This is a genomic window from Pseudomonas sichuanensis (assembly GCF_024749065.1).
Taxonomy (GTDB): Bacteria; Pseudomonadota; Gammaproteobacteria; order Pseudomonadales; family Pseudomonadaceae; genus Aquipseudomonas; species Aquipseudomonas sichuanensis.
In genome coordinates, this window is the sequence record NZ_CP087185.1 from 5479497 (window position 1) to 5502920 (window position 23424).

General features: G+C 64.3%; 22 protein-coding genes, 1 pseudogene and 1 riboswitch. Of the genes and pseudogenes, 11 read left to right on the top strand and 12 right to left on the bottom strand.

Annotated elements, in window-relative coordinates:
* Positions 1–20: 20 nt before the first annotated feature.
* From LOY51_RS24645 to tkt, 5 genes and pseudogenes are all read right to left on the bottom strand, one after another.
* A complete protein-coding gene (locus LOY51_RS24645; RefSeq protein WP_110994178.1) occupies positions 21–350 on the bottom strand; it encodes an MliC family protein in 330 nt (109 codons plus the stop codon).
* Positions 351–510: 160 nt separating this feature from the next.
* The gene (locus LOY51_RS24650) at positions 511–729 is read right to left on the bottom strand and encodes a hypothetical protein (protein ID WP_110994177.1); all 219 of its coding nucleotides are present in this window, start codon (positions 727–729) and stop codon (positions 511–513) included.
* Between the two features lie 32 nt (positions 730–761).
* On the bottom strand, positions 762–1925 hold the full coding sequence (locus LOY51_RS24655; RefSeq protein ID WP_125860737.1) for a phosphoglycerate kinase: 1164 nt from the start codon (positions 1923–1925) through the stop codon (positions 762–764).
* Positions 1926–1937: 12 nt separating this feature from the next.
* Positions 1938–2998: pseudogene (epd, locus tag LOY51_RS24660) on the bottom strand (erythrose-4-phosphate dehydrogenase).
* Positions 2999–3128: 130 nt separating this feature from the next.
* On the bottom strand, positions 3129–5126 hold the full coding sequence (gene tkt / locus LOY51_RS24665; protein WP_125465812.1) for a transketolase: 1998 nt from the start codon (positions 5124–5126) through the stop codon (positions 3129–3131).
* A 316-nt stretch (positions 5127–5442) separates the two neighbouring features.
* On the opposite strand from tkt, the gene LOY51_RS24670 reads away from it, so the two are divergent.
* The 4 genes from LOY51_RS24670 (at position 5443) to LOY51_RS24685 (ending at position 9900) form a co-directional block, all read left to right on the top strand.
* Entirely contained in the window at positions 5443–6426 is a 984-nt protein-coding gene (locus LOY51_RS24670) for an ArsR/SmtB family transcription factor (RefSeq protein ID WP_125860743.1), read from the top strand.
* Positions 6427–6438: 12 nt separating this feature from the next.
* Positions 6439–7629: a methionine adenosyltransferase gene (gene metK, locus LOY51_RS24675; RefSeq protein WP_125860745.1), complete on the top strand. Its 1191-nt coding sequence runs from the start codon at positions 6439–6441 to the stop codon at positions 7627–7629.
* 145 nt (positions 7630–7774) lie between these two features.
* Positions 7775–9445, top strand: coding sequence for an NAD-dependent DNA ligase LigB (gene ligB, locus LOY51_RS24680; protein ID WP_258643465.1), 1671 nt, complete (start codon positions 7775–7777; stop codon positions 9443–9445).
* Positions 9446–9504: 59 nt separating this feature from the next.
* Positions 9505–9900 (top strand): DUF1090 domain-containing protein, encoded by a 396-nt coding sequence (locus LOY51_RS24685; protein WP_125465816.1) that lies wholly within the window; start codon positions 9505–9507, stop codon positions 9898–9900.
* A 101-nt stretch (positions 9901–10001) separates the two neighbouring features.
* On the opposite strand, the gene LOY51_RS24690 is transcribed toward LOY51_RS24685, so the two are convergent.
* On the bottom strand, positions 10002–10448 hold the full coding sequence (locus LOY51_RS24690) for a c-type cytochrome (RefSeq protein ID WP_258646716.1): 447 nt from the start codon (positions 10446–10448) through the stop codon (positions 10002–10004).
* Between the two features lie 119 nt (positions 10449–10567).
* On the opposite strand from LOY51_RS24690, the gene mltA reads away from it, so the two are divergent.
* Positions 10568–11719, top strand: a complete 1152-nt coding sequence (gene mltA, locus LOY51_RS24695; RefSeq protein WP_258643467.1) for a murein transglycosylase A — start codon at positions 10568–10570, stop codon at positions 11717–11719.
* A gap of 87 nt (positions 11720–11806) precedes the next feature.
* Here mltA and LOY51_RS24700 read toward each other — a convergent pair whose 3' ends face one another.
* Together LOY51_RS24700 and LOY51_RS24705 are read right to left on the bottom strand one after the other, a co-directional pair.
* Positions 11807–12193, bottom strand: a complete 387-nt coding sequence (locus LOY51_RS24700; RefSeq protein ID WP_125860750.1) for an MAPEG family protein — start codon at positions 12191–12193, stop codon at positions 11807–11809.
* Between the two features lie 30 nt (positions 12194–12223).
* On the bottom strand, positions 12224–13057 hold the full coding sequence (locus LOY51_RS24705) for an EamA family transporter (RefSeq protein WP_125465819.1): 834 nt from the start codon (positions 13055–13057) through the stop codon (positions 12224–12226).
* A 240-nt stretch (positions 13058–13297) separates the two neighbouring features.
* On the opposite strand from LOY51_RS24705, the gene LOY51_RS24710 reads away from it, so the two are divergent.
* The gene (locus LOY51_RS24710; RefSeq protein WP_125465820.1) at positions 13298–14533 is read left to right on the top strand and encodes a cation:proton antiporter; all 1236 of its coding nucleotides are present in this window, start codon (positions 13298–13300) and stop codon (positions 14531–14533) included.
* A gap of 96 nt (positions 14534–14629) precedes the next feature.
* Here LOY51_RS24710 and LOY51_RS24715 read toward each other — a convergent pair whose 3' ends face one another.
* The gene (locus LOY51_RS24715; protein ID WP_016712397.1) at positions 14630–15031 is read right to left on the bottom strand and encodes an acyl-CoA thioesterase; all 402 of its coding nucleotides are present in this window, start codon (positions 15029–15031) and stop codon (positions 14630–14632) included.
* 179 nt (positions 15032–15210) lie between these two features.
* A riboswitch (S-adenosyl-L-homocysteine riboswitch) is annotated at positions 15211–15306 on the top strand.
* A gap of 21 nt (positions 15307–15327) precedes the next feature.
* On the opposite strand from LOY51_RS24715, the gene ahcY reads away from it, so the two are divergent.
* Positions 15328–16737: an adenosylhomocysteinase gene (gene ahcY / locus LOY51_RS24720; protein ID WP_125465822.1), complete on the top strand. Its 1410-nt coding sequence runs from the start codon at positions 15328–15330 to the stop codon at positions 16735–16737.
* A 68-nt stretch (positions 16738–16805) separates the two neighbouring features.
* On the opposite strand, the gene LOY51_RS24725 is transcribed toward ahcY, so the two are convergent.
* Positions 16806–16997 (bottom strand): hypothetical protein, encoded by a 192-nt coding sequence (locus tag LOY51_RS24725; protein ID WP_258643471.1) that lies wholly within the window; start codon positions 16995–16997, stop codon positions 16806–16808.
* Positions 16998–17057: 60 nt separating this feature from the next.
* On the opposite strand from LOY51_RS24725, the gene metF reads away from it, so the two are divergent.
* The 4 genes from metF (at position 17058) to rhlE2 (ending at position 22026) form a co-directional block, all read left to right on the top strand.
* Positions 17058–17903: a methylenetetrahydrofolate reductase [NAD(P)H] gene (gene metF / locus LOY51_RS24730; protein ID WP_125465823.1), complete on the top strand. Its 846-nt coding sequence runs from the start codon at positions 17058–17060 to the stop codon at positions 17901–17903.
* A 78-nt stretch (positions 17904–17981) separates the two neighbouring features.
* On the top strand, positions 17982–19058 hold the full coding sequence (locus LOY51_RS24735) for a hypothetical protein (protein WP_258643474.1): 1077 nt from the start codon (positions 17982–17984) through the stop codon (positions 19056–19058).
* Between the two features lie 37 nt (positions 19059–19095).
* Entirely contained in the window at positions 19096–19896 is an 801-nt protein-coding gene (locus LOY51_RS24740; protein WP_374046875.1) for a substrate-binding periplasmic protein, read from the top strand.
* 222 nt (positions 19897–20118) lie between these two features.
* Positions 20119–22026 carry an RNA helicase RhlE2 gene (gene rhlE2, locus LOY51_RS24745; RefSeq protein WP_258643475.1) on the top strand — a complete coding sequence of 636 codons (1908 nt, stop codon included), beginning with the start codon at positions 20119–20121 and terminating at the stop codon, positions 22024–22026.
* A 127-nt stretch (positions 22027–22153) separates the two neighbouring features.
* Here the strand turns inward: rhlE2 and LOY51_RS24750 are convergent, their stop codons facing one another.
* On the bottom strand, positions 22154–22732 hold the full coding sequence (locus tag LOY51_RS24750; protein WP_125860760.1) for a YceI family protein: 579 nt from the start codon (positions 22730–22732) through the stop codon (positions 22154–22156).
* Positions 22733–22766: 34 nt separating this feature from the next.
* The gene (locus tag LOY51_RS24755) at positions 22767–23318 is read right to left on the bottom strand and encodes a cytochrome b (protein WP_125860762.1); all 552 of its coding nucleotides are present in this window, start codon (positions 23316–23318) and stop codon (positions 22767–22769) included.
* Positions 23319–23424: the final 106 nt, after the last annotated feature.

Consider the following 23424-nt stretch of genomic DNA (forward strand, 5'->3'; position numbering starts at 1 on the left):
CACCGTGGCGGCCCGGCCAGTCACGGTGCCTTGCAGCCCCGCCCAATCAGATCGTTGGTCGCCACCCAGTACACCAGGCCTTCCTGGCCCTTGGTGTGGAAGGCCAGCACGCCATCGCTGTACAGCGCGCCCGAGGCGCCCGGCTCGGACTTGAGCCGGTAGACCTGGTCGCCGCCGCCAAGGCGCACGTCGACCGCATCCTGTTTCACATCGGCGAAGCGCCACAGCACCTCGGCCTGGCTGTCGCAGACCCAACGGGTCCAGTTGTCCGCCACCGGGGCGGGTGCCGGCTGCAACAGCGAGCAGCCTGCCAGGGTCGCCAGGGCCAGTGCGGCCAGAAGCGCTTTCATCCTAAAACCTCGTCATGGGCCCGCTGCGCGGCCCTTCGCGGGTAAACCCGCTCCCACAAGGTCAGTGCATGCCCTGTGGGAGCTGGATTACCCGCGAAGGGCTGCGCAGCAGCCCCTCTTCCAAGACCACGAAAGCCAGGCTTGGTTGCCTGCCGCCCGATCAAGGGCAGCCCGGCGCCTTGCGCTGGTGCTCGTCGTCATACTTTTCCAGGCCGTCCGGGCCCAGGCGCTTGTTGATCACCGGTACCGTCTCGGCCTGCCACTGGGACTGATAGCAGCCGCCCTTGTGGCTCTGCGACGGCTCGCCGTCCGCGCCCTTGTCGCTGGCGCAGGCGCCCAGCAGCAAGGCCACGATCATCACAGGCAATTGCTTGACCATCAGGTCGCTCCCTTTGCCAGGCGCCTTCGTGCTCAGGCCTTGGCCCGCTCTTCGAGAATCGCCACAGCCGGCAGCACCTTGCCCTCGACGAATTCGAGGAACGCGCCGCCACCGGTAGAAATGTAGGAGATATCCGCGCCGACACCATATTTGTCGATGGCGGCCAGGGTGTCGCCACCACCGGCGATGGAGAACGCGGCGCTGTCGGCGATGGCCTGGGCCAGCACCTTGGTGCCGTTGCCGAACTGGTCGAACTCGAACACACCGACCGGGCCGTTCCACAGGATGGTCTGCGACGACTTCAGCAGCTCGGCGAAGTTGGCCGCGGTCTGTGGGCCGATGTCGAGGATCATGTCGTCAGCCGCCACGTCGGCAATCGCCTTGACGGTTGCTTCGGCGCTTTCGGCGAATTCCTTGGCGACCACCACGTCGACCGGCAGCGGCACATTGACCTTGGCGGCGATAGCCTTGGCGGTGTCGACCAGGTCGGCTTCGTACAGCGACTTGCCCACCGGATGACCGGCAGCGGCGAGGAAGGTGTTGGCGATGCCGCCGCCGACGATCAGCAGGTCGCACACGCTGCTCAGGCTGTTCAGCACGTCCAGCTTGGTCGACACCTTGGAGCCGGCGACGATGGCAGCCATCGGCTTGGCCGGGGCCTTCAGGGCCTTGCCCAGGGCGTCCAGCTCGGCGGCCAGCAGCGGGCCGGCAGCGGCGACCTTGGCGAACTTGGCGACGCCGTGGGTGGAGCCTTCGGCGCGGTGAGCAGTGCCGAAAGCGTCCATCACGAACACATCGCACAGGGCAGCGTACTGCTGCGCCAGCTCGTCGGCGTTCTTCTTCTCGCCCTTGTTGAAGCGCACGTTTTCGAACAGCACCAGGTCACCGGCCTGCACTTCGACACCGTCGAGGTAGTCGGCAACCAGCGGTACTTCGCGGCCCAGAGCCTTGCTCAGATAGTCGGCGACCGGCTTGAGGCTGTTCTCGGCCGAGAACTCGCCTTCGGTCGGGCGGCCCAGGTGCGAGCAGACCATTACCGCCGCGCCCTTCTCCAGGGCCAGCTTGATGGTCGGCAGCGCGGCCAGGATACGCGCATCGCTGGCAACCACACCGTCCTTCACAGGCACGTTGAGGTCTTCGCGGATCAGTACGCGCTTACCTTGCAGGTCGAGGTCGGTCATCTTCAACACGGTCATGAATGCAGTCCTTCAGGGCTGTTTGCTGCGGGTGGGGTGGACGACGTGCAGATAGTGTTCGGCAACGTCGAGCATACGGTTGGCAAACCCCCATTCGTTGTCGAACCAAGCCAGCAGGTTCACCAGGCGGGGCCGGAAACGCGGGTCTGGCTGGCATCGACGATGGCCGAATGCGGGTCATGGTTGAAATCACAGCTGGCGTGGGGCAGCTCGGTGTAGGCCAGCAGGCCTTTGAGCGGGCCATCCAGGGCGGCCTCGCGCAGCACCCGGTTGACCTCGGCCGCGCTGGTGTCGCGGGCGGTCTGCAGGGTGATGTCCAGGCACGACACGTTGACGGTCGGCACGCGTACCGCTTTGGCCTGAATTCGCCCGGCAAGTTCCGGCAGCAGGCGTTCGATGCCGCGCGCAAGCCCGGTGGACACCGGGATCACCGACTGGAACGCCGAACGGGTGCGGCGCAGGTCTTCGTGGTGATAGGCGTCGATCACCGGCTGGTCGTTCATCGCCGAGTGAATCGTGGTGATCTGCACATACTCGATGCCGAAGGCCTGGTCCAGCACCCGCAGCAGCGGCACGCCGCAGTTGGTGGTACAGGAGGCGTTCGACACCAGCAGCTCACTGCCGGTCAGGCAATCCTGATTCACCCCAAAGACCACCGTGGCATCGACGTCGGCCTCGCTGGCCATGGGCTGCGAGAACAGCACGCGCGGCGCACCGGCATCGAGGAAGCGCTGGCCGTCGGCGCGGGTGTTGTAGGCGCCGGTGCACTCGAGCACCAGGTCGATGCCCAGGGCGCCCCAGTCGATGCCTTCGGGGGTGGCACTGCGCAGCACTTTCACGCAGTCGCCATTGATATGCAGACAGTCGCCATCGACCTTCACCTCACCGGGGAAACGCCCGTGGGTGGAGTCGAAGCGAGTCAGGTATTCCAGGCTGGCCTGGTCGGCCAGGTCGTTCAGTGCAACGATCTCGAAACCGGCCTTCGCCCCACGCTCGAACAGTGCGCGCAGGACACAGCGGCCGATGCGGCCGTAACCGTTGAGTGCAACTTTGTAGGGACGCGGGTGGGGCATTCGATACTCACGTGGCAAGTGCGTTGAACGACCATCGCGGGGCAAGCCCGCTCCCACAAGGCACCGGGATGCCTTGTGGGAGCGGGCTTGCCCCGCGATCAGGTGGGAGGCACACGGCCTCCCGGATACATCAGTCTTCCAGCAGCTCTTCAGCGGTACCCAGGATGTTGTCCAGGGTGAAGCCGAATTCTTCGAACAGCGCGGCAGCCGGCGCCGACTCACCGTAGGTGGTCATGCCGATGACGCGGCCTTCGAGGCCGACGTACTTGTACCAGAAGTCCGCGTGGGCAGCTTCGATGGCGATACGCGCGCCCACTTGCAGCGGCAGTACCGACTGTTTGTAGGCAGCGTCCTGGGCGTCGAACACGCTGGTGCTCGGCATCGACACCACGCGGACCTTGCGGCCCTGCTCGCTCAGCTTGTCGAACGCCTGAACAGCCAGGCCCACTTCGGAACCGGTGGCGATCAGGATCAGCTCAGGCTCGCCGGCGCAGTCCTTGAGCACGTAACCGCCACGGGCGATGTCGGCGATCTGCTGGGCGTCGCGGTTCTGGTGCTGCAGGTTCTGGCGCGAGAAGATCAGCGCCGACGGGCCGTCCTTGCGCTCCAGGGCGCACTTCCAGGACACCGCGGATTCGACCGCGTCGGCAGGGCGCCAGGTGTCCAGGTTCGGCGTGCTGCGCAGGCTGGTCAGCTGCTCGATCGGCTGGTGAGTCGGACCGTCTTCGCCCAGGCCGATGGAGTCGTGGGTGTAGACGTGGATCACCCGCTGCTTCATCAGTGCCGACATGCGCACGGCGTTGCGGGCGTACTCCATGAACATCAGGAAGGTGGCGCCGTAAGGGACCAGGCCGCCGTGCAGGGCAACGCCGTTCATGATCGCGGTCATGCCGAATTCGCGCACGCCGTAATACATGTAGTTGCCGCTGGCATCTTCAGCGCTGACGCCCTTGCAACCCTTCCACAGGGTCAGGTTGGAGCCGGCCAGGTCAGCCGAACCACCGAGGAACTCTGGCAGCAGCGGGCCGAACGCATTGAGGGTGTTCTGGCTGGCTTTACGGCTGGCGATGGTTTCGCCCTTGGCCGCGACTTCGGCAATGTAGGCCGCCGCTTTCTCGGCGAAGTCCGCCGGCAGCTCACCGCTCAGGCGACGCTTGAGCTCGCTGGCCAGTTCAGGGAAGGCGCCAGCGTAGGCAGCGAAGCGCTGGTCCCACTCGGCTTCGACCTTGGCGCCCTGGGCCTTGGCATCCCACTCGGCGTAGATGTCGGCGGGGATTTCGAACGGGCCGTGGTTCCAGTTCAGTTCCTTGCGGGCCAGGGCGATTTCGTCGTTGCCCAGCGGTGCGCCGTGGCAGTCTTCCTTGCCCTGCTTGTTCGGCGAGCCGAAGCCGATGATGGTCTTGCAGCAGATCAGGGTCGGACGGTCGCTCTTGCGTGCGGTATCGATCGCGGTGCGGATTTCGTCGGCGTCATGGCCGTCGACATTGCGGATCACCAGCCAGCCGTAGGACTCGAAGCGCTTCGGCGTATCGTCGGTGAACCAGCCTTCCACTTCGCCGTCGATGGAGATGCCGTTGTCGTCATAGAAGGCAACCAGCTTGTTCAGGCCCAGGGTGCCGGCCAGCGAGGCGACTTCGTGGGAGATACCTTCCATCATGCAGCCGTCGCCGAGGAACACGTAGGTGTTGTGGTCGACGATGTTGTGGCCTTCACGGTTGAACTGGGCGCCCAGCACTTTTTCTGCCAGGGCGAAGCCCACGGCGTTGGCCAGGCCCTGGCCCAGCGGGCCGGTGGTGGTTTCAACGCCAGGGGTGTAACCGAACTCCGGGTGGCCCGGGGTGCGGCTGTGCAGCTGACGGAACGCCTTGAGGTCGTCGATGGTGACGTCGTAGCCGGTCAGGTGCAGCAGCGAATAGATGAGCATCGAGCCGTGGCCGTTGGACAGCACGAAGCGGTCACGGTCGGCGAAGTTCGGGTTGCTCGGGTTGTGCTTCAGGTAGTCGCGCCAAAGCACTTCGGCGATATCCGCCATGCCCATGGGGGCACCTGGGTGGCCGCTGTTGGCCTTTTGCACGGCATCCATGCTGAGGGCACGAATGGCGTTGGCACGTTCACGACGGCTGGGCATCGCTGAGTCTCCTGGGGCTTGAATAGATAGTGAAACGAAAAAAGGCGGCCATTTTCGCCCACTGGGGGTGCCGGGGGCAATGACGGATGGTCGCAGTCGGGCATTTTTCCTGTGTTTGGCTGGGTATTCAGGTGAAAACAGCGGGAACCGTGTGGACTTCTTCGCGGGTAAACCCGCTCCCACAGGTAACGCGCTGGCCTGTGGGAGCGGGTTTACCCGCGAACAAGCCCACACCTCTCTCCGCCCATCAGCCAATATCAAAACTTTTTGATATTGCTATTGCGACGACAGCATCGCCTGTCTAGACTCGCGCCCCATGAATCTTCATGCGCCCATTCCCGTTCAACGCAGCGACACGCTGGCCGCCTTGTGCAAGGCCAGCGGCGATCCGCTGCGCCTGAACGTGCTGCGCGCGCTGGCCAACGACTCGTTCGGCGTGCTGGAACTGGCGCAGATCTTCGACATCGGCCAATCCGGCATGAGCCACCACCTCAAGGTGCTGGCCCAGGCCGAGCTGGTGGCGACCCGCCGCGAAGGCAACGCGATCTTCTACCGCCGCGCGCTGCCCGGCGGGCGCCTGCATGCCGCCCTGCTCGACGAGGTCGATGAACTGGCCCTGGCGCAGGACGTGCAGACCCGCATCGCCCAGGTCCAGCAACGCCGTGCTGCCACCAGCCAGGATTTCTTCCTGCGCGTGGAAGAGAAGTTTCGCGCCCAGCAAGACCTGATCGCCGGCCTGCCGCAGTACCGCGAAAGCCTGCTGACGCTGCTCGACAAGCTGAGCTTCGCGCCCACCGCCAGCGCGCTGGAAGTCGGCCCCGGCGATGGCGGTTTCCTGCCGGACCTGGCGCAGCGCTTCGCTCAGGTCACGGCCATGGACAACAGCCCGACCATGCTCGACCTGGCCCGTCAGGTCTGCGAGCGCGACGGGTTGAGTAACGTAAACCTGCAGTTGGCCGATGCACTGGGTGCAACGGATGTGGAAGCCGACTGCGTTGTGCTGAACATGGTCCTGCACCATTTCAGCGACCCGGCCCTGGCCCTGCGCCTGCTGGCCAAACGGGTGAAGGCGGGCGGCAGCCTGCTGGTCACCGAGCTGTGCAGCCATGACCAGGGGTGGGCGCGCGATGCCTGCGGCGATCTCTGGCTTGGTTTCGAGCAGGATGACCTGGCCCGTTGGGCCAATGCGGCGGGGCTGACCCACGGGGACAGCCTCTACGTTGGCTTGCGTAACGGTTTCCAGATCCAGGTCCGGCATTTCCAGCGGGCCGCTGGCGACACACACATCGGTACATTTTAGGAACCCCTCGAGATGAGCGAATACTCCCTTTTCACTTCCGAGTCCGTGTCCGAAGGGCATCCGGACAAGATCGCCGACCAGATCTCCGACGCAGTGCTGGATGCCATCATCACCCAGGACAAGTTCGCCCGCGTTGCGTGTGAAACCCTGGTCAAGACCGGTGTCGCCATCATCGCCGGCGAAGTCACCACTTCGGCCTGGGTCGACCTGGAAGACATCGTGCGCAAGGTCATCGTCGACATCGGCTACAACAGCTCCGACGTCGGCTTCGATGGCGCCACCTGCGCCGTGATGAACATCATCGGCAAGCAGTCGGTGGACATCGCCCAGGGCGTTGACCGCAGCAAGCCGGAAGACCAGGGTGCCGGCGACCAGGGCCTGATGTTCGGCTATGCCAGCAACGAAACCGACGTGCTGATGCCAGCACCGATCTGCTTCTCGCACCGCCTGGTCGAGCGCCAGGCCGAAGCGCGCAAGTCCGGCCTGCTGCCGTGGCTGCGCCCCGATGCCAAGTCGCAGGTCACCTGCCGCTATGAAAACGGCAAGGTCGTCGGCATCGACGCCGTGGTCCTGTCCACCCAGCACAACCCTGAAGTGTCGCAAAAAGACCTGCAGGAAGCGGTGATGGAGCTGATCGTCAAGCACACCCTGCCAGCCGAGCTGCTGCACAAGGGCACCCAGTTCCACATCAACCCGACCGGCCAGTTCATCATCGGTGGCCCGGTGGGCGACTGCGGCCTGACCGGCCGCAAGATCATCGTCGACTCCTACGGCGGCATGGCCCGCCACGGCGGTGGCGCGTTCTCCGGCAAGGACCCGTCCAAGGTCGACCGCTCGGCCGCCTACGCTGGCCGCTATGTGGCCAAGAACATCGTCGCCGCAGGCCTGGCCGAGCGTTGCGAGATCCAGGTCTCCTACGCCATCGGCGTGGCCCAGCCGACCTCGATCTCGCTGAACACCTTCGGTACCGGCAAGATCTCCGACGACAAGATCGTCCAGCTGGTGCGCGAGTGCTTCGACCTGCGCCCGTACGCCATCACCACCATGCTCGACCTGCTGCACCCGATGTACCAGGAAACCGCTGCCTACGGTCACTTCGGCCGTACCCCGCAGCAGAAGACCGTCGGCGACGACACCTTCACCACCTTCACCTGGGAGCGCACCGACCGCGCCGGCGCCCTGCGCGCCGCTGCCGGCCTGTAAACCTCCTACGGCGGTACAGGAAGGCCCCTGCCGAGTGATCGGCAGGGGCCTTTTTCATGAAATACCGCCTGACAATCCGACGCGCCGCGGCTGCCCAGCCGCGCCTAGGCTGAGCATTCCCTTTCGCCACGCAAGGATGCCGGCCATGTCGCTCAGGATGTTGTTTGTTCTGCTGTACGCCTACCTCGCCCCGGCCAATGCCGAGCCCTGCCCCGACTGGAACACAACGCGCGCCCGTACTGAAGTCGCCCACCTGCGCCAGACCTTGGCCCACTGGGACGACCACTATCACCGCCAGGGCATTGCCCTTGTGGCGGACGAGCTCTATGACCAGAGCCGCCAGCAACTACTGACCCTGCAAACCTGTTTCAACCTGCCAGGCAGTGACAACCCGCTGGCCAGCGCACGCGGTCCGATCCCCCATCCTGTGCCGCATATCGGCGTCGACAAGCTGGCCGACGAGCAGGCTGTGCACAACTGGTTATTGGGCAAGAAAGACGTATGGATACAACCCAAGATCGATGGCGTGGCCGTGTCGCTGATCTTTCGCCAGGGCCGGTTAAGCCAGCTGCTCAGCCGCGGCGATGGCACCCAGGGGCATGACTGGAGCCGGCACATCCCCCGTTTGAACGGCGTCCTGCACGAGCTGCCACAGCCGCTGGACACGGTATTCCAAGGCGAGCTGTACTGGCGCCTCGAAGGCCATGTGCAGGCAGAGGCCGGCAGCGCCAACGCGCGCGGCACCGTTGCCGGGTTGCTGGCGCGCAAGCAACTGAGCGATGCGCAGGGCGCCGGTATCGGCCTGTTCGTCTGGGACTGGCCGACCGGCCCGGACACCCAGGCCGAACGCCTGGCGCAGCTCGCAACGCTGGGGTTTGCCGACAGCCTGCGCCACAGCGTGGCGATCAGCACCTTTGAGGAGGCCGCACACTGGCGCCAGCACTGGTATCGCACTGCCCTGCCCTTCGCCACCGATGGCGTGATCCTGCGCCAGGACAGCCGGCCACCGGCCGAGCGCTGGCAAGCCCGCACGCCCTACTGGATCGCCGCCTGGAAGTACCCGTTCAGGCAGGCGCTGGCACAGGTACGCGGGGTGCATTTTCGCATCGGCCGCACCGGGCGCATCACCCCGCTGCTGCAGCTCGAACCGCTGCGCCTGGATGACCGGCAAATCAGCCAGCTCAGCCTGGGCTCGCTGGCGCGCTGGCAGCAACTGGACATTCGCCCGGGCGACCAAGTGGCGGTGAGCCTGGCGGGCTTGACCATTCCACGCCTGGAAAGCGTGGTGCATCGCAGCCCACAGCGCACACCGGTAATCGCGCCAGACCCGGCAGAGCACCACGCCCTGAGCTGCTGGCAGGCCAGCGAGGGTTGCCAGCAACAGTTTCTTGCCCGGCTGGCCTGGCTCAGCGGCAAGCAGGGGCTGGACATGCCTGGCACGGGGCCCGGCACCTGGCAGCGGCTGATCGACAGCGGGCGACTCACGACCCTGGCCGACTGGCTGGACCTCGACCGCCACACCCTGGCGACCCTGCCCGGCATTGCCCAGGCCCGCGCCGACCACTTGCAACACGCCTTCGCCCAAGCTCGCCAACAGCCGTTCGAACGCTGGCTACGCGCTCTCGGCGTACCCGCCCCGGCCGCCCTCAAGCTTGGGCACGACTGGTCCACCCTGGCCTCCAGAAACATTGAGCAATGGCTTGCCGAGCCAGGCATCGGCCCTGGTCGGGCCACGCAATTGCGTGGCTTTTTCAACCATGAGCAGGTACAGGCCCTGGCCCTGCAACTGCGACAACATGCAATCGAGGGTTTCTAAATTTCGCTGTTCAGGGCAGCATTCCGCTTTCTGCTGCCCTGCCCCGAATGGAGCCCTTGATGAAACTGCTTTCGTCCCTCGCCCTGACCACCCTGCTGGGTTTCGTCGCCAGCCCGCTGATGGCTGCCGAAGAGCAGCCGGCGCTGACTGGATGCGCGGCCAAGCGTCAGGCCATCAGCGAACAGATCGAACAAGCCCGCGCCCATGACAACAAAGAGCAACTGGCCGGGCTGGAAACGGCCCTGGGCGAAGTGACCGAACACTGCACCGATGCCGGCCTGCGCAAGGAGCGCGAGCAGAAGGTGCTCGACGCCCGTCACGAAGTGAACCAGCGCACTAAAGACCTGGACAAAGCCATGAAGAAAGGCGACGCGGAGAAGATCAACAAGCGCAAGGACAAGCTCGCCGAGGCGAAGAAGGAACTGCAGGAAGCGGTGGACGAGCTGGAGCGCTAGCCGACCCGTCTCATGCAGGCACGAAGCGTTGTGGGAGCGGGCTTGCCCCGCGATGAGGCCATCGCGGGGCAAGCCCGCTCCCACAATGCCCCATGCTCATCTCAATGATTACGAAACTCGGTATGACAGGCCTTGCACGCCGCCTCGACCTTGTCCATCGGCCCTTTGAGCTGCGCGGCCTCCAACGGCTGGCGGCGAGTCACCTCCACCAGCTCGCCTGTGACCCCTTCCAGTTGCCGGGCCAGATCGTGAAAACGCGCCTGACGCTCCCAGACATCCGCCCGGGCACTGCTTTCGCCCTCGTCGCGCACCTGTGGAAAGTGCTGCCAGGGCTGGTGGGCAAGGCCATCGAGCTTCACCGCGCCATCGGCGAACTTCGCCCCGTCGAACGGCAGCCGGCCGCGCAGCATGCCGCCCAGGTCCTCGCTGGTCTTGAGCATCGCCTTGAAGATCGCCTTGCGCTGGCCCAGTGGCGAGTTGGGGTCGACCTGGTCACAGGCGGTCAGGGCCAGGGCAGCCAGCAGTACTACGGACAATCGCTTGAACATCATGGTCTCTTCGGCCGGGAACAACGGGGCGCCAGTATCGCCGCCCATCGGCCAAAGACCAATAGCCACACAGAAAACAAGGGCGAATATTCATGTTCACCCCGCACAGGACCACGCTCATGACATCTGCATTGCGCCACCTTGCCTGGGCGCTTCCGGCCCTGGCCCTGCTGGCCGGCTGCAACGGCGGCGAAAACGCCAAGCCCGAACCCCACGCCATCGCCACCTACGCCCCGGCCACCTGGAAAGACCTGCCCGCAGTCAGCGACGAAGACCTGCTGGCCGGCTTCAACGCCTGGCGCAACGGCTGCGAGAAACTCAAGCGTGACCCAGTGTGGGCCCCTACCTGTGAAGCGGCCGGCACGGCGACGGCCAGCGCCGAGCAGGTGCGCACCTTCCTCGAACAGAACCTGCAGGTGTATGGCCTGCGCTCGGCCGAAAACAACGCCAACGGCCTGATTACCGGCTACTACGAGCCGGTCTACCCGGGCAGCCTGCAACGCACCGATGCGGCCCAGGTGCCGGTGTATGGCGTGCCTGAGGACATGATCGTGGTGGACCTGGCCAGCGTGTACCCCGAGCTCAAGGGCAAGCGCCTGCGCGGGCGCCTCGAAGGCCGCGTGCTCAAGCCCTACGACACCGCCCAGGTCATCAACCGCGACGGCGCCAAGGCGCCGGTTCTGGCCTGGCTGACCGACCCGATGGACCTGCAGTTCCTGCAGATCCAGGGCTCCGGCCGGGTGCAACTGGACGACGGACGCCAGCTGCGCCTGGGCTACGCCGACCAGAACGGCCACCCGTACCGGCCGATCGGCCGCTGGCTGGTGGAACAGGGTCAGCTGAAAAAAGAAGAGGTGACCATGGGCAGCATCCACAGCTGGGCCCAGGCCAACCCGCAACGGGTACCTGAGCTGCTGGCGAGCAACCCCAGCTACGTGTTCTTCAGCACCCGCCCGGACAGCAACGAAGGCCCGCGCGGCTCGCTCAACGTACCCCTGACCGCAGGCTACAGCGTGGCCATCGACCGCAAGGTGATCCCGCTGGGCAGCCTGTTGTGGCTGTCCACCACCCGCCCTGACGGCAGCCCGGTGGTACGCCCGGTAGGCGCACAGGACACCGGCGGCGCCATCACCGGCGAAGTGCGTGCGGACCTGTTCTGGGGCACTGGGCCCGAAGCCGGCGAGCTGGCGGGCAACATGAAGCAGCAGGGGCAGATCTGGATGTTGTGGCCCAAGGGTGTAGCGCTGCCCGAGGTGCCGAAGGTGCCTTGAGGGCCACATCGCGGGTCAAGCCCGCTCCCACAGGGATTGCCGATCATTGTGGGAGCGGGCTTGACCCGCGAAGAAGGTCACTCGGTCTCAGACCGACACGACAAAAAACGCCACGATCAAGGCCAGCCCGGCGAACCACACGATCGAGCGCAGCGCCGCCCAATCGGCCAGATAGCAGATGATGTAGAGCAACCGGCTGGTGATATACATCACGCCCAGCACGTCCTGGGTCACCTGCTCGGCGTTGCCGACGATATCCGCCACCAGCACCGCCGCAGCGAACGCCGGGAATGCCTCATAGCCGTTCTGCTGAGCGGCATGGGCCCGTCGCGGCAGCCCCGACAGCGTGTCGAGGAAGGCGCGCGGATCATGGTTGTCACGCAAGCCGAAGCGCCCGCTGCTCACTTTCGCGATCAACGCGCAGAGCGGCGGCAGGACCAGGGCAATCAGGATGCACCACAGGGCTACGGTCATGGACAGGACTCCTTGTTCAAAAATGATCGGTCAGAGCTTCATCACCAGCATGCCCGCCAGCACCAGCCCGCAAGCTAGGAGTCTCGGCCCGCCAAAAGGTTCTTTGAGGTAGCGCATGCCCAGCAGCACCACAAGGATCACGCTGAGCTCGCGCAACGCCGCCGCCTCGGCCACCGACCCCAGGTGCATGGCCCACAGCACCAGGGCATAGCTCAACAGCACGCACACCCCCACCGCCAGGCCCAGGCGCCACTGGGTGCGCCAGAACAGCATGAAGGGTGCACGCCGGGCAACGCCGGCCAGTAACGGAAAAGGCCAGGCGCTGAGCAGGGTCAGCCATACCAGGTAATCCAACGGTTTGCCCCACAGGCGCACCGCCTGGCCGTCGAACCAGGTGTAGCAGCCAATGCACAGGCCGATCAGCGCCACCACCGGCAGCATCGACCAGGGCAACCGGTCGCCGCCGCCGCCCTGCCACAGCAGGCAGGCCATGCCACAGGGGATCAGCAGGATGCCGATGATCTGCTGCTGGCTGAGCGACTCACCGGCGAACGCCAGGGTCAGCCCCAGCACCACCAGCGGCGACAGCCCGCGCATCAGAGGGTAGACCAGGCCCAGGTCACCGACCCGGTAGGCCTTGATCAGCAGCACGCGATACAGCTGCTCGGCCAGCGCCGAAGCCAGCAACCAAGGCCAGATCTCGCCCGGCGGAAAGTCGACGAAGGCCACGGCCAGCAGCGCGAACACCAGTGCCACCAGGTCCATGCTGGCGATCACCAGCAGGCGCTCGCCGCTGAATTTGATGAGGGTGTTCCAGGTGGCGTGCAGCAGGGCTGCGATCAGAACGAGGGAGGTTGCCAGCACGCCTTGAGATCCTTGTCTGTTTTATCTGGCGATCACTATATAGCCTGGTAAAGCGTTTGCCTCATCGCGGGTCAAGCCCGCTCCCACGATGACTGCGTGGGAGCGGGCTTGACCCGCGATGATCGGAACCATCCCGACAATTCAGGTCATAAGGTGTGTCCCGAGCGCCGTGCCAGATCATCCAAGAACTGCCCGAGCCATTCGGGTAACGACTTGGAAGCCACTGTCACAGGATTCAGGATGCTTGAATTAGTTGCCGCGTTTATCTGCCTCACCACCCTCCTCACCTATGTGAACTACCGCTTCATCGGCCTGCCACCCGCCATCGGCGTGATGGTCACGGCGCTGCTGTTCTCCCTGATGCTCCAGGGCCTGAGCCTGATCGGCTTCCCCGGCCTTGAAGAACGCGTCGAAGGGCTGATGAACCAGATCGACTTCAACGACCTGCTGATGCACTGGATGCTGGCGTTCCTGCTGTTTGCCGGCGCCCTGCACGTCAACCTTGCCGACCTGCGCAGCTACCGCTGGCCGATCGGCCTGCTGGCCACCGTCGGCGTGCTGATCGCCACCGTGGTGATCGGCTACCTGGCGCACTGGGTGTTCGGCCTGTTCGGCTGGAACGTGCCACTGATCTACTGCCTGCTGTTCGGTGCGCTGATCTCGCCGACCGACCCGATCGCCGTACTCGGCGCATTGCGTACCGCCAACGCGTCGAAACCGCTGAAGACCACCATCGTCGGCGAATCGCTGTTCAACGACGGCACCGCGGTGGTGGTGTTCACCGTGCTGTTGGGCATCATCCAGCTGGGCGAGACGCCGAGCGTTGCCGACACGGCCCTGCTGTTCGCCCGTGAAGCAATTGGCGGCGTGGTCTTCGGTGGCCTGATCGGCTATGCCACCTACCGCATGATCAAGAGCGTCGAGCAGTACCAGGTCGAGGTCATGCTGACCCTGGCGCTGGTGATCGGCGGCTCGGCGATGTGCTACGAACTGCACGTCTCGGCGCCGATCGCCATGGTGGTGGCCGGCCTGATCATCGGCAACCTGGGGCGCAACCTGGCGATGAACGACATGACCCGCCGTTACATGGACGGATTCTGGGAATTGATCGACGACATGCTCAACGCCCTGCTGTTCGCCCTGATCGGCCTGGAGCTGTTGCTGCTGCCGTTCAACTGGCTGCACCTGGCGGCAGGTGGCGTGCTGGCCGTGGCGGTACTGGCCTCGCGCCTGCTGACCGTGGCGCCGGCGATCGTGCTGCTGCGCCGCTGGCGCACGGTGCCGCAGGGCACCATTCGAGTGCTGACCTGGGGTGGATTGCGCGGAGGCGTTTCGGTGGCGTTGGCGCTGTCGTTGCCAATGGGTGAAGAGCGCGACCTGCTGCTGTCGATCACCTACATCGTGGTGTTGTCGTCGATCCTGATTCAAGGCCTGACGGTCGGCAAGGTGGTGAAGGGCGTGAGCCAGCAAGCCTGACACATCGTGTTGGCCTCTTCGCGGGTAAACCCGCTCCCACAGGTGTTGTGAGAGCCTGTGGGAGCGGGTTTACCCGCGAAGAGGCCAACGCAAACCTTACTCTACGGCGCTGTCCGGGAACTGGTCCTGGATGTACTTGATCTCGGTGCGCCCGTGCGGTGCCGGCAAGCCATCTTCACCCAGGTTGACGAAGACCATCTTGTCCACGGTCAGGATCGCCTTGCGGCTGATCTTGTTGCGCACTTCGCACTTGAGGGTGATGGAGGTGCGGCCAAACTCGGTGGCGGTGATGCCCAGTTCGATGATGTCGCCCTGGCGCGAGGCGCTGACAAAGTTGATTTCGGAAATGTACTTGGTCACCACACGCTGGTTACCCAGCTGGACGATGGCGTAGATCGCCGCTTCCTCGTCGATCCAGCGCAGCAGGCTGCCGCCGAACAGCGTGCCGTTGGGATTGAGGTCTTCGGGTTTTACCCATTTGCGGGTGTGAAAGTTCATCGTGACTCCTGACCTGCCAGTTAGACGTGCGGTAATGATGGCAGACCGGCGAGTCACGCTCCATTTACCATCGACTATCGTCGCGATTAATCGACAGAAAGTCTTGGGTGTGTCACACACGCACGGCTATAATCGCTGCCGATCAAAATGGCCCCCCGCAGCGGTGGCCATCCCGCCACCCGACCGAGGGGCGCTGCAGCAGGTTCGTCCTGTCAGGCTCGGTTGGGGCGTTGTCCGCCAAGCGGACGCTCAACGCACAACGGCGCCCATTCGCACACTACGAATGGAGGCTCTTCATGAGCGCTGTAAACACGCCTGCCGGCTTTGCCGATTTCAAAGTCGCCGACATCTCCCTGGCTGCCTGGGGCCGTCGCGAAACCATCATCGCCGAGTCGGAAATGCCTGCTCTGATGGGCCTGCGTCGCAAGTACCTGGCCGAGCAACCGCTCAAGGGTGCGAAGATCCTGGGCTGCATCCACATGACCATCCAGACCGCCGTGCTGATCGAAACCCTGGTTGCCCTGGGTGCCGAAGTGCGCTGGTCGTCCTGCAACATCTTCTCGACTCAAGACCAGGCCGCCGCTTCGATCGCTGCCGCCGGTATCCCGGTATTCGCCTGGAAAGGTGAAACCGAAGAAGAGTACGAGTGGTGCCTGGAGCAGACCATCCTGAAGGATGGCCAGCCATGGGACGCCAACATGATCCTCGACGACGGCGGCGACCTGACCGAACTGCTGCACAAGAAATACCCAGCCGTTCTGGACCGCGTCCACGGCGTGACCGAAGAAACCACCACCGGCGTTCACCGCCTGCTGGACATGCTGGCCAAGGGCGAGCTGAAAGTCCCGGCGATCAACGTCAACGACTCGGTCACCAAGAGCAAGAACGACAACAAGTACGGCTGCCGTCACAGCCTGAACGACGCCATCAAGCGTGGTACCGACCACCTGCTGTCGGGCAAGCAAGCCCTGGTGATCGGCTACGGTGACGTGGGCAAGGGCTCGGCCCAGTCCCTGCGTCAGGAAGGCATGATCGTCAAGGTCTCCGAAGTCGACCCGATCTGCGCCATGCAGGCCTGCATGGACGGCTTCGAGCTGGTTTCGCCGTTCATCGACGGTAACAACGACGGCACCGAAGCGAGCATCGACAAGGCCCTGCTGGGCAAGATCGACCTGATCGTCACCACCACCGGTAACGTCAACGTCTGCGATGCCAACATGCTCAAGGCCCTGAAGAAGCGTGCCGTGGTGTGCAACATCGGCCACTTCGACAACGAAATCGACACCGCCTTCATGCGCAAGAACTGGGCGTGGGAAGAGGTCAAGCCGCAGGTGCACAAGATCCACCGCACCGGCGCTGGCGACTTCGACCCGCAGAACGACGACTACCTGATCCTGCTGGCCGAAGGCCGCCTGGTGAACCTGGGCAACGCCACTGGTCACCCAAGCCGCATCATGGACGGTTCGTTCGCCAACCAGGTACTGGCCCAGATCTTCCTGTTCGAGCAGAAGTACGCCGACCTGTCGGCCGAGAAGAAAGCCGAGCGCCTGACCGTCGAAGTACTGCCGAAGAAACTCGACGAAGAAGTGGCCCTGGAAATGGTCCGCGGCTTCGGCGGCGTGGTCACTAAACTGACCAAGCAGCAAGCTGACTACATCGGTGTGACCGTCGAAGGTCCGTTCAAGCCGCACGCCTACCGCTACTAAGCGGCAAGCTTGAAGCTGCAAGCGACAAGCAAAGGCAGAGCGTGCCGTTGCCGCTTGCAGCTTTCGCATCAAAGATCTTGAACGACGCCCAAGCCAGATCGGCCATCACCGGTTTGGCTTTTACTTGCAGCTTGCCACTTGAAGCTTGCTGCAAGCGGCAAGCTTGAAGCTGCAAGCGACAAGCAAAGGCAGAGCGTGCCGTTGCCGCTTGCAGCTTTCGCATCAAAGATCTTGAACGACGCCCAAGCCAGATCGGCCATCACCGGTCTGGCTTTTACTTGCAGCTTGCCGCTTGAAGCTTGCTGCTTGAGGAACGAGTGATGTCACAAGAACGCCGCTACAGTTTCGAGTTCTTCCCAACCAAGACCGATGCCGGCCACGAAAAGCTGATGGGCGTCGCCCGCCAGCTGGCCAGCTATAACCCGGACTTCTTCTCCTGCACCTACGGTGCCGGGGGCTCCACCCGCGACCGCACGCTCAACACCGTGCTGCAGCTGGAGAGCGAAGTGAAGGTGCCCGCCGCCCCGCACCTGTCGTGCGTGGGTGACAGCAAGGACGACCTGCGTTCGTTGCTGGCCGAATACCAGGCCGCAGGCATCAAGCGCATCGTTGCCCTGCGTGGCGACTTGCCTTCGGGCATGGGCATGGCCAGCGGCGAGCTGCGTTACGCCAGCGACCTGGTCGAGTTCATCCGCCAGGAAACCGGCGATCATTTCCACCTGGAAGTGGCCGCATACCCGGAGATGCACCCACAGGCGCGCAACTTCGAGAACGATCTGGCCAATTTCGTGCACAAGGTCAAGGCCGGTGCCGACAGCGCCATCACCCAGTACTTCTTCAACGCCGACAGCTACTTCTACTTTGTCGAGCGCGTACAGAAGCTGGGCGTGGACATCCCGGTGGTGCCCGGCATCATGCCGATCACCAACTACAGCAAGCTGGCGCGCTTCTCCGACGCCTGCGGCGCCGAGATCCCGCGCTGGATCCGCAAGCAGCTGGAAGCCTATGCCGACGACACCGCCAGCATCCAGGCCTTCGGTGAAGAAGTGATCACCCGCATGTGCGAACAACTGCTGCAAGGCGGCGCACCGGGCCTGCACTTCTACACCCTGAACCAGGCCGAACCGAGCCTGGCGATCTGGAACAACCTGAAGCTGCCGCGCTGAAAATCGTCGCCATGAAGAAGGCTTTGGCTTAGGCTAAAGCCTTCTTCACTTTTGCCTCGCGATAGGTTAACGGCCCGTATGCAGCACCCAGTCTCCGCCAATCCTCAGCTCGTCTACCTGGCATTCGGCCCGGCCACCTATCACCAGGAAGCCTGTTTCAGCATCGTCAGCGCCCTCGCGCACCTGCGCAGCACGCCCGGCGAAGCCATCGACATCCAGGTCTACACCGACAACCTCGAACCCTATCGCCAACTGCCGGTAACCGCCCACCTGCTGGACGAAGCCACCCGCAAGGCCTGGAACCAGCCCCACGGCTATCACTTTCGCAGCAAGCACGTACTGATCCGCCAGATCCTCGAACAGCACCCGCTGGCGGTACTCATCGACACCGACACCTTCTTCCGCGCCTCGCCCATGCAGCTGTTCCGCCGCGTCGTGCCCGGCACGCTGTTGTGCAACGCCATCGGCGGGCGTTTTGGCGACAACCCGCACTGCGTGCTGCACCAGGCCCTGGCAGGCATCCTCGCGGAGCGCGGCCTGGCCGATGAGCAGATGCCACTGCTCAACTCCGGCGTGATCGGCCTGAACGCCTGCGACGCGGCGCTGCTCGACCAGTCCATCGCCATGATGGACGAGTTCCACCCGCTCGCCCCGAAAGCCTACACCCTCGAGGAATTCTGCCTGGCGGTGGCGGCCTATCGCACGCTCAAGGTCAGCGAGTGTACCGACGTCATCCATCACTACTGGAGCCGCAAGGCCCAGTTCCGCGCCAAGATCCAGGCCTGGCTGCGCAAGCACGGTGAAGCCATGCTGAGCGAAGCGGCGCTGGCCGACGTGCCACTGGTCAACGACCAACTGCCACGGCCACCCTCCCTACACCGCTTGGGCTACAAGGCGTTGACCTACATACTCCCCGGCCAGCATCGGCAGTTCGCCCGCGAACTGCTGTACGGCTGCTATCCGTATGCCAACGAATTCGACCGCGCCTGCGCCTCGGCCTGGTGGGACAAGGCCCTGGAAAACCTCAGCCAGCGTCATGGCCGGCCCGACCCGGAGCAACTGCGGCGCTGCCTGCGCCATCCAGGCCTGCGCCTGTCACTGGGCAGCCGCCGCGGCGAAGTCGAGTCCCATCTGCTGAATCAGCACCAAGGCTGATCGGCATGCCGGGCACGCCATCGCGGACTAGACAGCCTTGACCCTGCCCCGCGCCCTGCTCAGCCTGTTACGCCCCTTGAGCCTGTTGCTGCTTGCCTGTCTGAGCCCACTGGCCCACAGCGAACGCCTGCGCATCGTCAGCGACGACTGGGCGCCCTACCTCTATCAGGAGAACGGCCAGCCCAGGGGCATCGACTATGAAGTGACCAACGAAGTGTTCAAGCGCCTGGGGGTCGATGTGCAATGGGAGTTCATGCCCTGGAAGCGCTGCCTGGCGATGATCCAGCAAGGCCTGGCCGACGGCGTGATGGACATCTTCCGGGTCGACTCGCGCCAGGCCTACATGGTTTACCCGGACGAACCGATGTCCGACGTCGAGTTCGTCCTGTACCAGGCCCGTACCCGCCGCCATGCCGTGCAGGCACTCGAAGACCTCGCAGGCCTGACCGTGGGCACCTCACCGGGTTACGCCTATAGCGATGCTTTCAACGAGTCCACGCTGTTTCGCCGCGAATCGGCGCCCAGCCACGAAGCCAACTTCGGCAAGCTGGCGCTGGGGCGCATCGACCTGCTGATCACCGACCGCAAAGTCGGGCGCTACCTGAGCCGCAGGCTCGGGCTTGACCAGCAGGTCGAAGCGCTGCCACTGGTGATCGCCCGCCAGACCCAATACCTGGGCCTGGCCCGCAAGCCGGGCCGCGAGCAACTGGCCCAGGCGTTTTCCGATGAGCTGCGACGCTTCAAGCAGGAGCCCGGCTACGCCGCCATCAATGCGCGCTATATCGGCGAAGACGCTATTCCTTTCGCCGTTGAGCAGCAGGAACGCAGCACACGCTGATTGCTCTGTTATACTCGGGCCTTCCCGCCCGGCTCACGCCCGGACGCTCGGTCTCACTGCAGGCATCTCGAGTAGCGGCGCAGCACACACAGTGCCCACCCGCCACCTCCAGGATGCACAGTAAAGGCCCAGCTGGACCGGACGCGATCGCATCCCTCCGATGCCCGTCGCGCCAGGCAGAACACCCCATAGGGCCTAGCCCCCACGAGAACAGGATTGCCCATGTCCTTTGCTTCCCTCGGTCTCTCCGAGGCACTTGTCCGCGCTATCGAAGCTGCGGGCTATACCCAGCCCACTCCAGTGCAACAGCGGGCCATTCCCGCCGTGTTGCAAGGCCGCGACCTGATGGTTGCCGCACAGACAGGTACAGGTAAAACCGGCGGCTTCGCGCTCCCTATTCTCGAGCGCCTGTTCCCGGGTGGCCACCCTGACAAATCGCAGCGCCACGGCCCACGCCAGCCGCGCGTGCTGGTGCTGACCCCGACCCGTGAGCTGGCCGCGCAAGTGCATGACAGCTTCAAGGTCTACGCCCGTGACCTGAACTTCATCAGCGCCTGCATCTTCGGCGGCGTCGGCATGAATCCGCAGGTCCAGGCCATGGCCAAGGGCGTCGACGTGCTGGTGGCCTGCCCTGGCCGCCTGCTCGACCTGGCCGGCCAGGGCAGCGTCGACCTGTCCCACGTCGAGATCCTGGTGCTGGACGAAGCAGACCGCATGCTCGACATGGGCTTCATCCACGATGTGAAGAAAGTGCTGGCGCGCCTGCCGGCCAAGCGTCAGAACCTGCTGTTCTCGGCCACCTTCTCCAAAGACATCACCGACCTGGCCGACAAGCTGCTGCACAACCCCGAGCGCATCGAAGTCACGCCGCCGAACACCACCGTCGAGCGTATCGAGCAGCGCGTCTACCGCCTGCCCGCCAGCCACAAGCGCGCGCTGCTGGCACACCTGATCACCCTCGGTGCCTGGGAGCAGGTGCTGGTGTTCACCCGCACCAAGCACGGCGCCAACCGCCTGGCCGAGTACCTTGAAAAGCACGGCCTGACCGCCGCCGCGATCCACGGCAACAAGAGCCAGAACGCGCGCACCAAGGCGCTGGCCGACTTCAAGGCCAACACCGTGCGCGTGCTGGTGGCCACCGATATCGCCGCCCGCGGCCTGGACATCGACCAGTTGCCCCACGTAGTCAACTTCGAGCTGCCCAACGTCGAGGAAGACTACGTTCACCGCATTGGCCGTACGGGTCGTGCCGGCCGTTCCGGCGAAGCCATTTCGATGGTCGCCCCGGATGAAGAGAAGCTGCTCAAGAGCATCGAGCGCGTCACCAAGCAGAAGATCCCGGATGGCGACTGGATGGGCTTCGATGCTTCGCAAGTCGAGGCAGAGAAACCAGAGGTGCGCGAGCGCCAGCCAAACGCCGGGCGCGGTGGCCGCAACCAGCAGGCTCGTGGCGATGCCAAGAAAGAAGGCAGCGGCGGGCGCAAGGACAAAGGCAAGGATCAAGGCAAGAGCAAGCCGGCAGCCGAGAAGTCGGCAGACAAGGACAAGGCCGACGACAAGCCGCAGCAGGGCCGCCAGCGTAAACCTCGCGATGGCAAACCTCGCCAGCAGCAAGGCGGCCAAGGCCAGAAAGCTGCGCAACCGATGCCGGCCAACCGTGATCCCGAAGAGTTCCTGGACGACGACATCGACAACTTCGGTAACCGTGCCGACTACGTCAGCCCCTACCAGAACGCCAAGAACCAGGGCCGCAACCGTCGCCCGGGTGGTACTGGCGGTCAGGGCCAAGGTCAGCGTGGCGGTGCCGGCGGTCAGGCTCAGGGCCAAGGTCGCGGCAATGGCCAGCAGCGCCAGGGCCAGGGGCAGAACCAGGGCTCGGGCGAAAAACGCGCCCGTAACGGTGGCGGCAGCAATGGCGGCGCCCGTCGCGACAACAACGGTGGCCGTAACCGCCGTGACGATTCGGCCCGCCAAGAACCGGCCGTGCGCAATCCGCGCGATTCGCAGCCGGCACCGGTGATCATCCGCAAGGAATCCAAGCTTGATCGTTACCCAACGCCCGAGCAGTTGGACGACCTGCCAAGCCGCCCACGGGGTGAGCGCCCAGCGCTGCTGACCCGCAAGGGTTAACAAGCGATCGCGGGGCAAGCCCGCTCCCATAAAGCCAGGCTGGCTGTTGTGGGAGCGGGCTTGCCCCGCGATGAGGCCAAAAATGAAAACGCCGCCCAATGGGCGGCGTTTTCGTTACCGAGGCAAATTACTTCTGCTTCACGCCTTCGACACTGATGTCCAGGTCGAGGGTCTGGGAAGCCGGTCCCGGGCCCTTGATGCCGAAGTCATTCAGGTTGAGGGTGGTGGTGGCGTTGAAGCCGGCACGCTCGCCGCCCCACGGGTCCTTGCCCTCACCGTTGAAGGTGGCCTTGAAGGTCACAGGCTTGGTCACGCCGTGCATGGTCAGGTCGCCGGTCACGTCGGCGGTCTTTTCACCGGTGGACTTGACGCTGGTGGAAACGAACTTGGCTTCCGGGTACTTCTTCACATCCAGGAAGTCTTTGCTGGCGATGTGCTTGTCACGCTCGGCGTGGTTGGACCACAGGCTGGCGGTTTTCAGATCGACGTTGATCTTGCTGGCCTCAGGCTTGGCGCTGTCCCAGGTGAAATTGCCGTCGAAGTCCTTGAAGGTGCCGTGGATGAAGCTGTAGCCCAGGTGGCTGATTTTCCAGTCGACGAACGCGTGCTGGCCTTCCTTGTCGATCTTGTATTCAGCGGCCATGGCCTGGCCGGCGGAGAACAGAGCGGTACCGAGCGCCAGAGCGGCAAAAGTCTTTTTCAACATCCTTACTTCCTTCCTTTGCAATTGAGGTTGAGAGTCAAGCTTTGCGGCCCAGCATACGAGTCAGGGTCGCGTCACGGTCGATGAAATGGTGCTTGAGTGCCGCAAGTGCGTGGAGCACGGCAAAGATCACCAGGCCCCAGGCCAGCCACAAATGGATGACCCCGGCAGTGTCGGCCTGGTCAGGCAGGTCGCTGATCAATGCCGGCACCTCGAACAGTTCGAACACCGGGATGCCGACGCCGTCGGCAGTGGAGATCAGGTAACCGGCGATCATCACCGCGAACAGCCCCAGGTACAGCGCCAGGTGCCCAAGTTTGGCGGCCAGGCGCGTCACCTTGCCATGGTTGGCCGGTGCCGGCGGTGGTGGGCTGACGAAACGCCAGAGCACGCGCAGCAGCATCACCGCCAGCAGCACCAGGCCAATGCTCTTGTGCAGGTCCGGCCCGGACTTGCGCCACGGGTCGTAGTAATCCAGACCGACCATCCACAGCCCCAGGCCGAACAACCCGAAGACCGCCAGCGCCACACCCCAGTGCAGGATGATGCTGACCAGGCCATAGCGAGAAGATGAGTTGCGCAGTTGCATGTTGGCGTATTTCCCCGTGAAAGCTGTGCACAAGACTAGCGGGTAATGTATCGAATAAAAGCGTAAAAACTTGCTTAGGATTATCGAGAAATCCGATAACAATTCT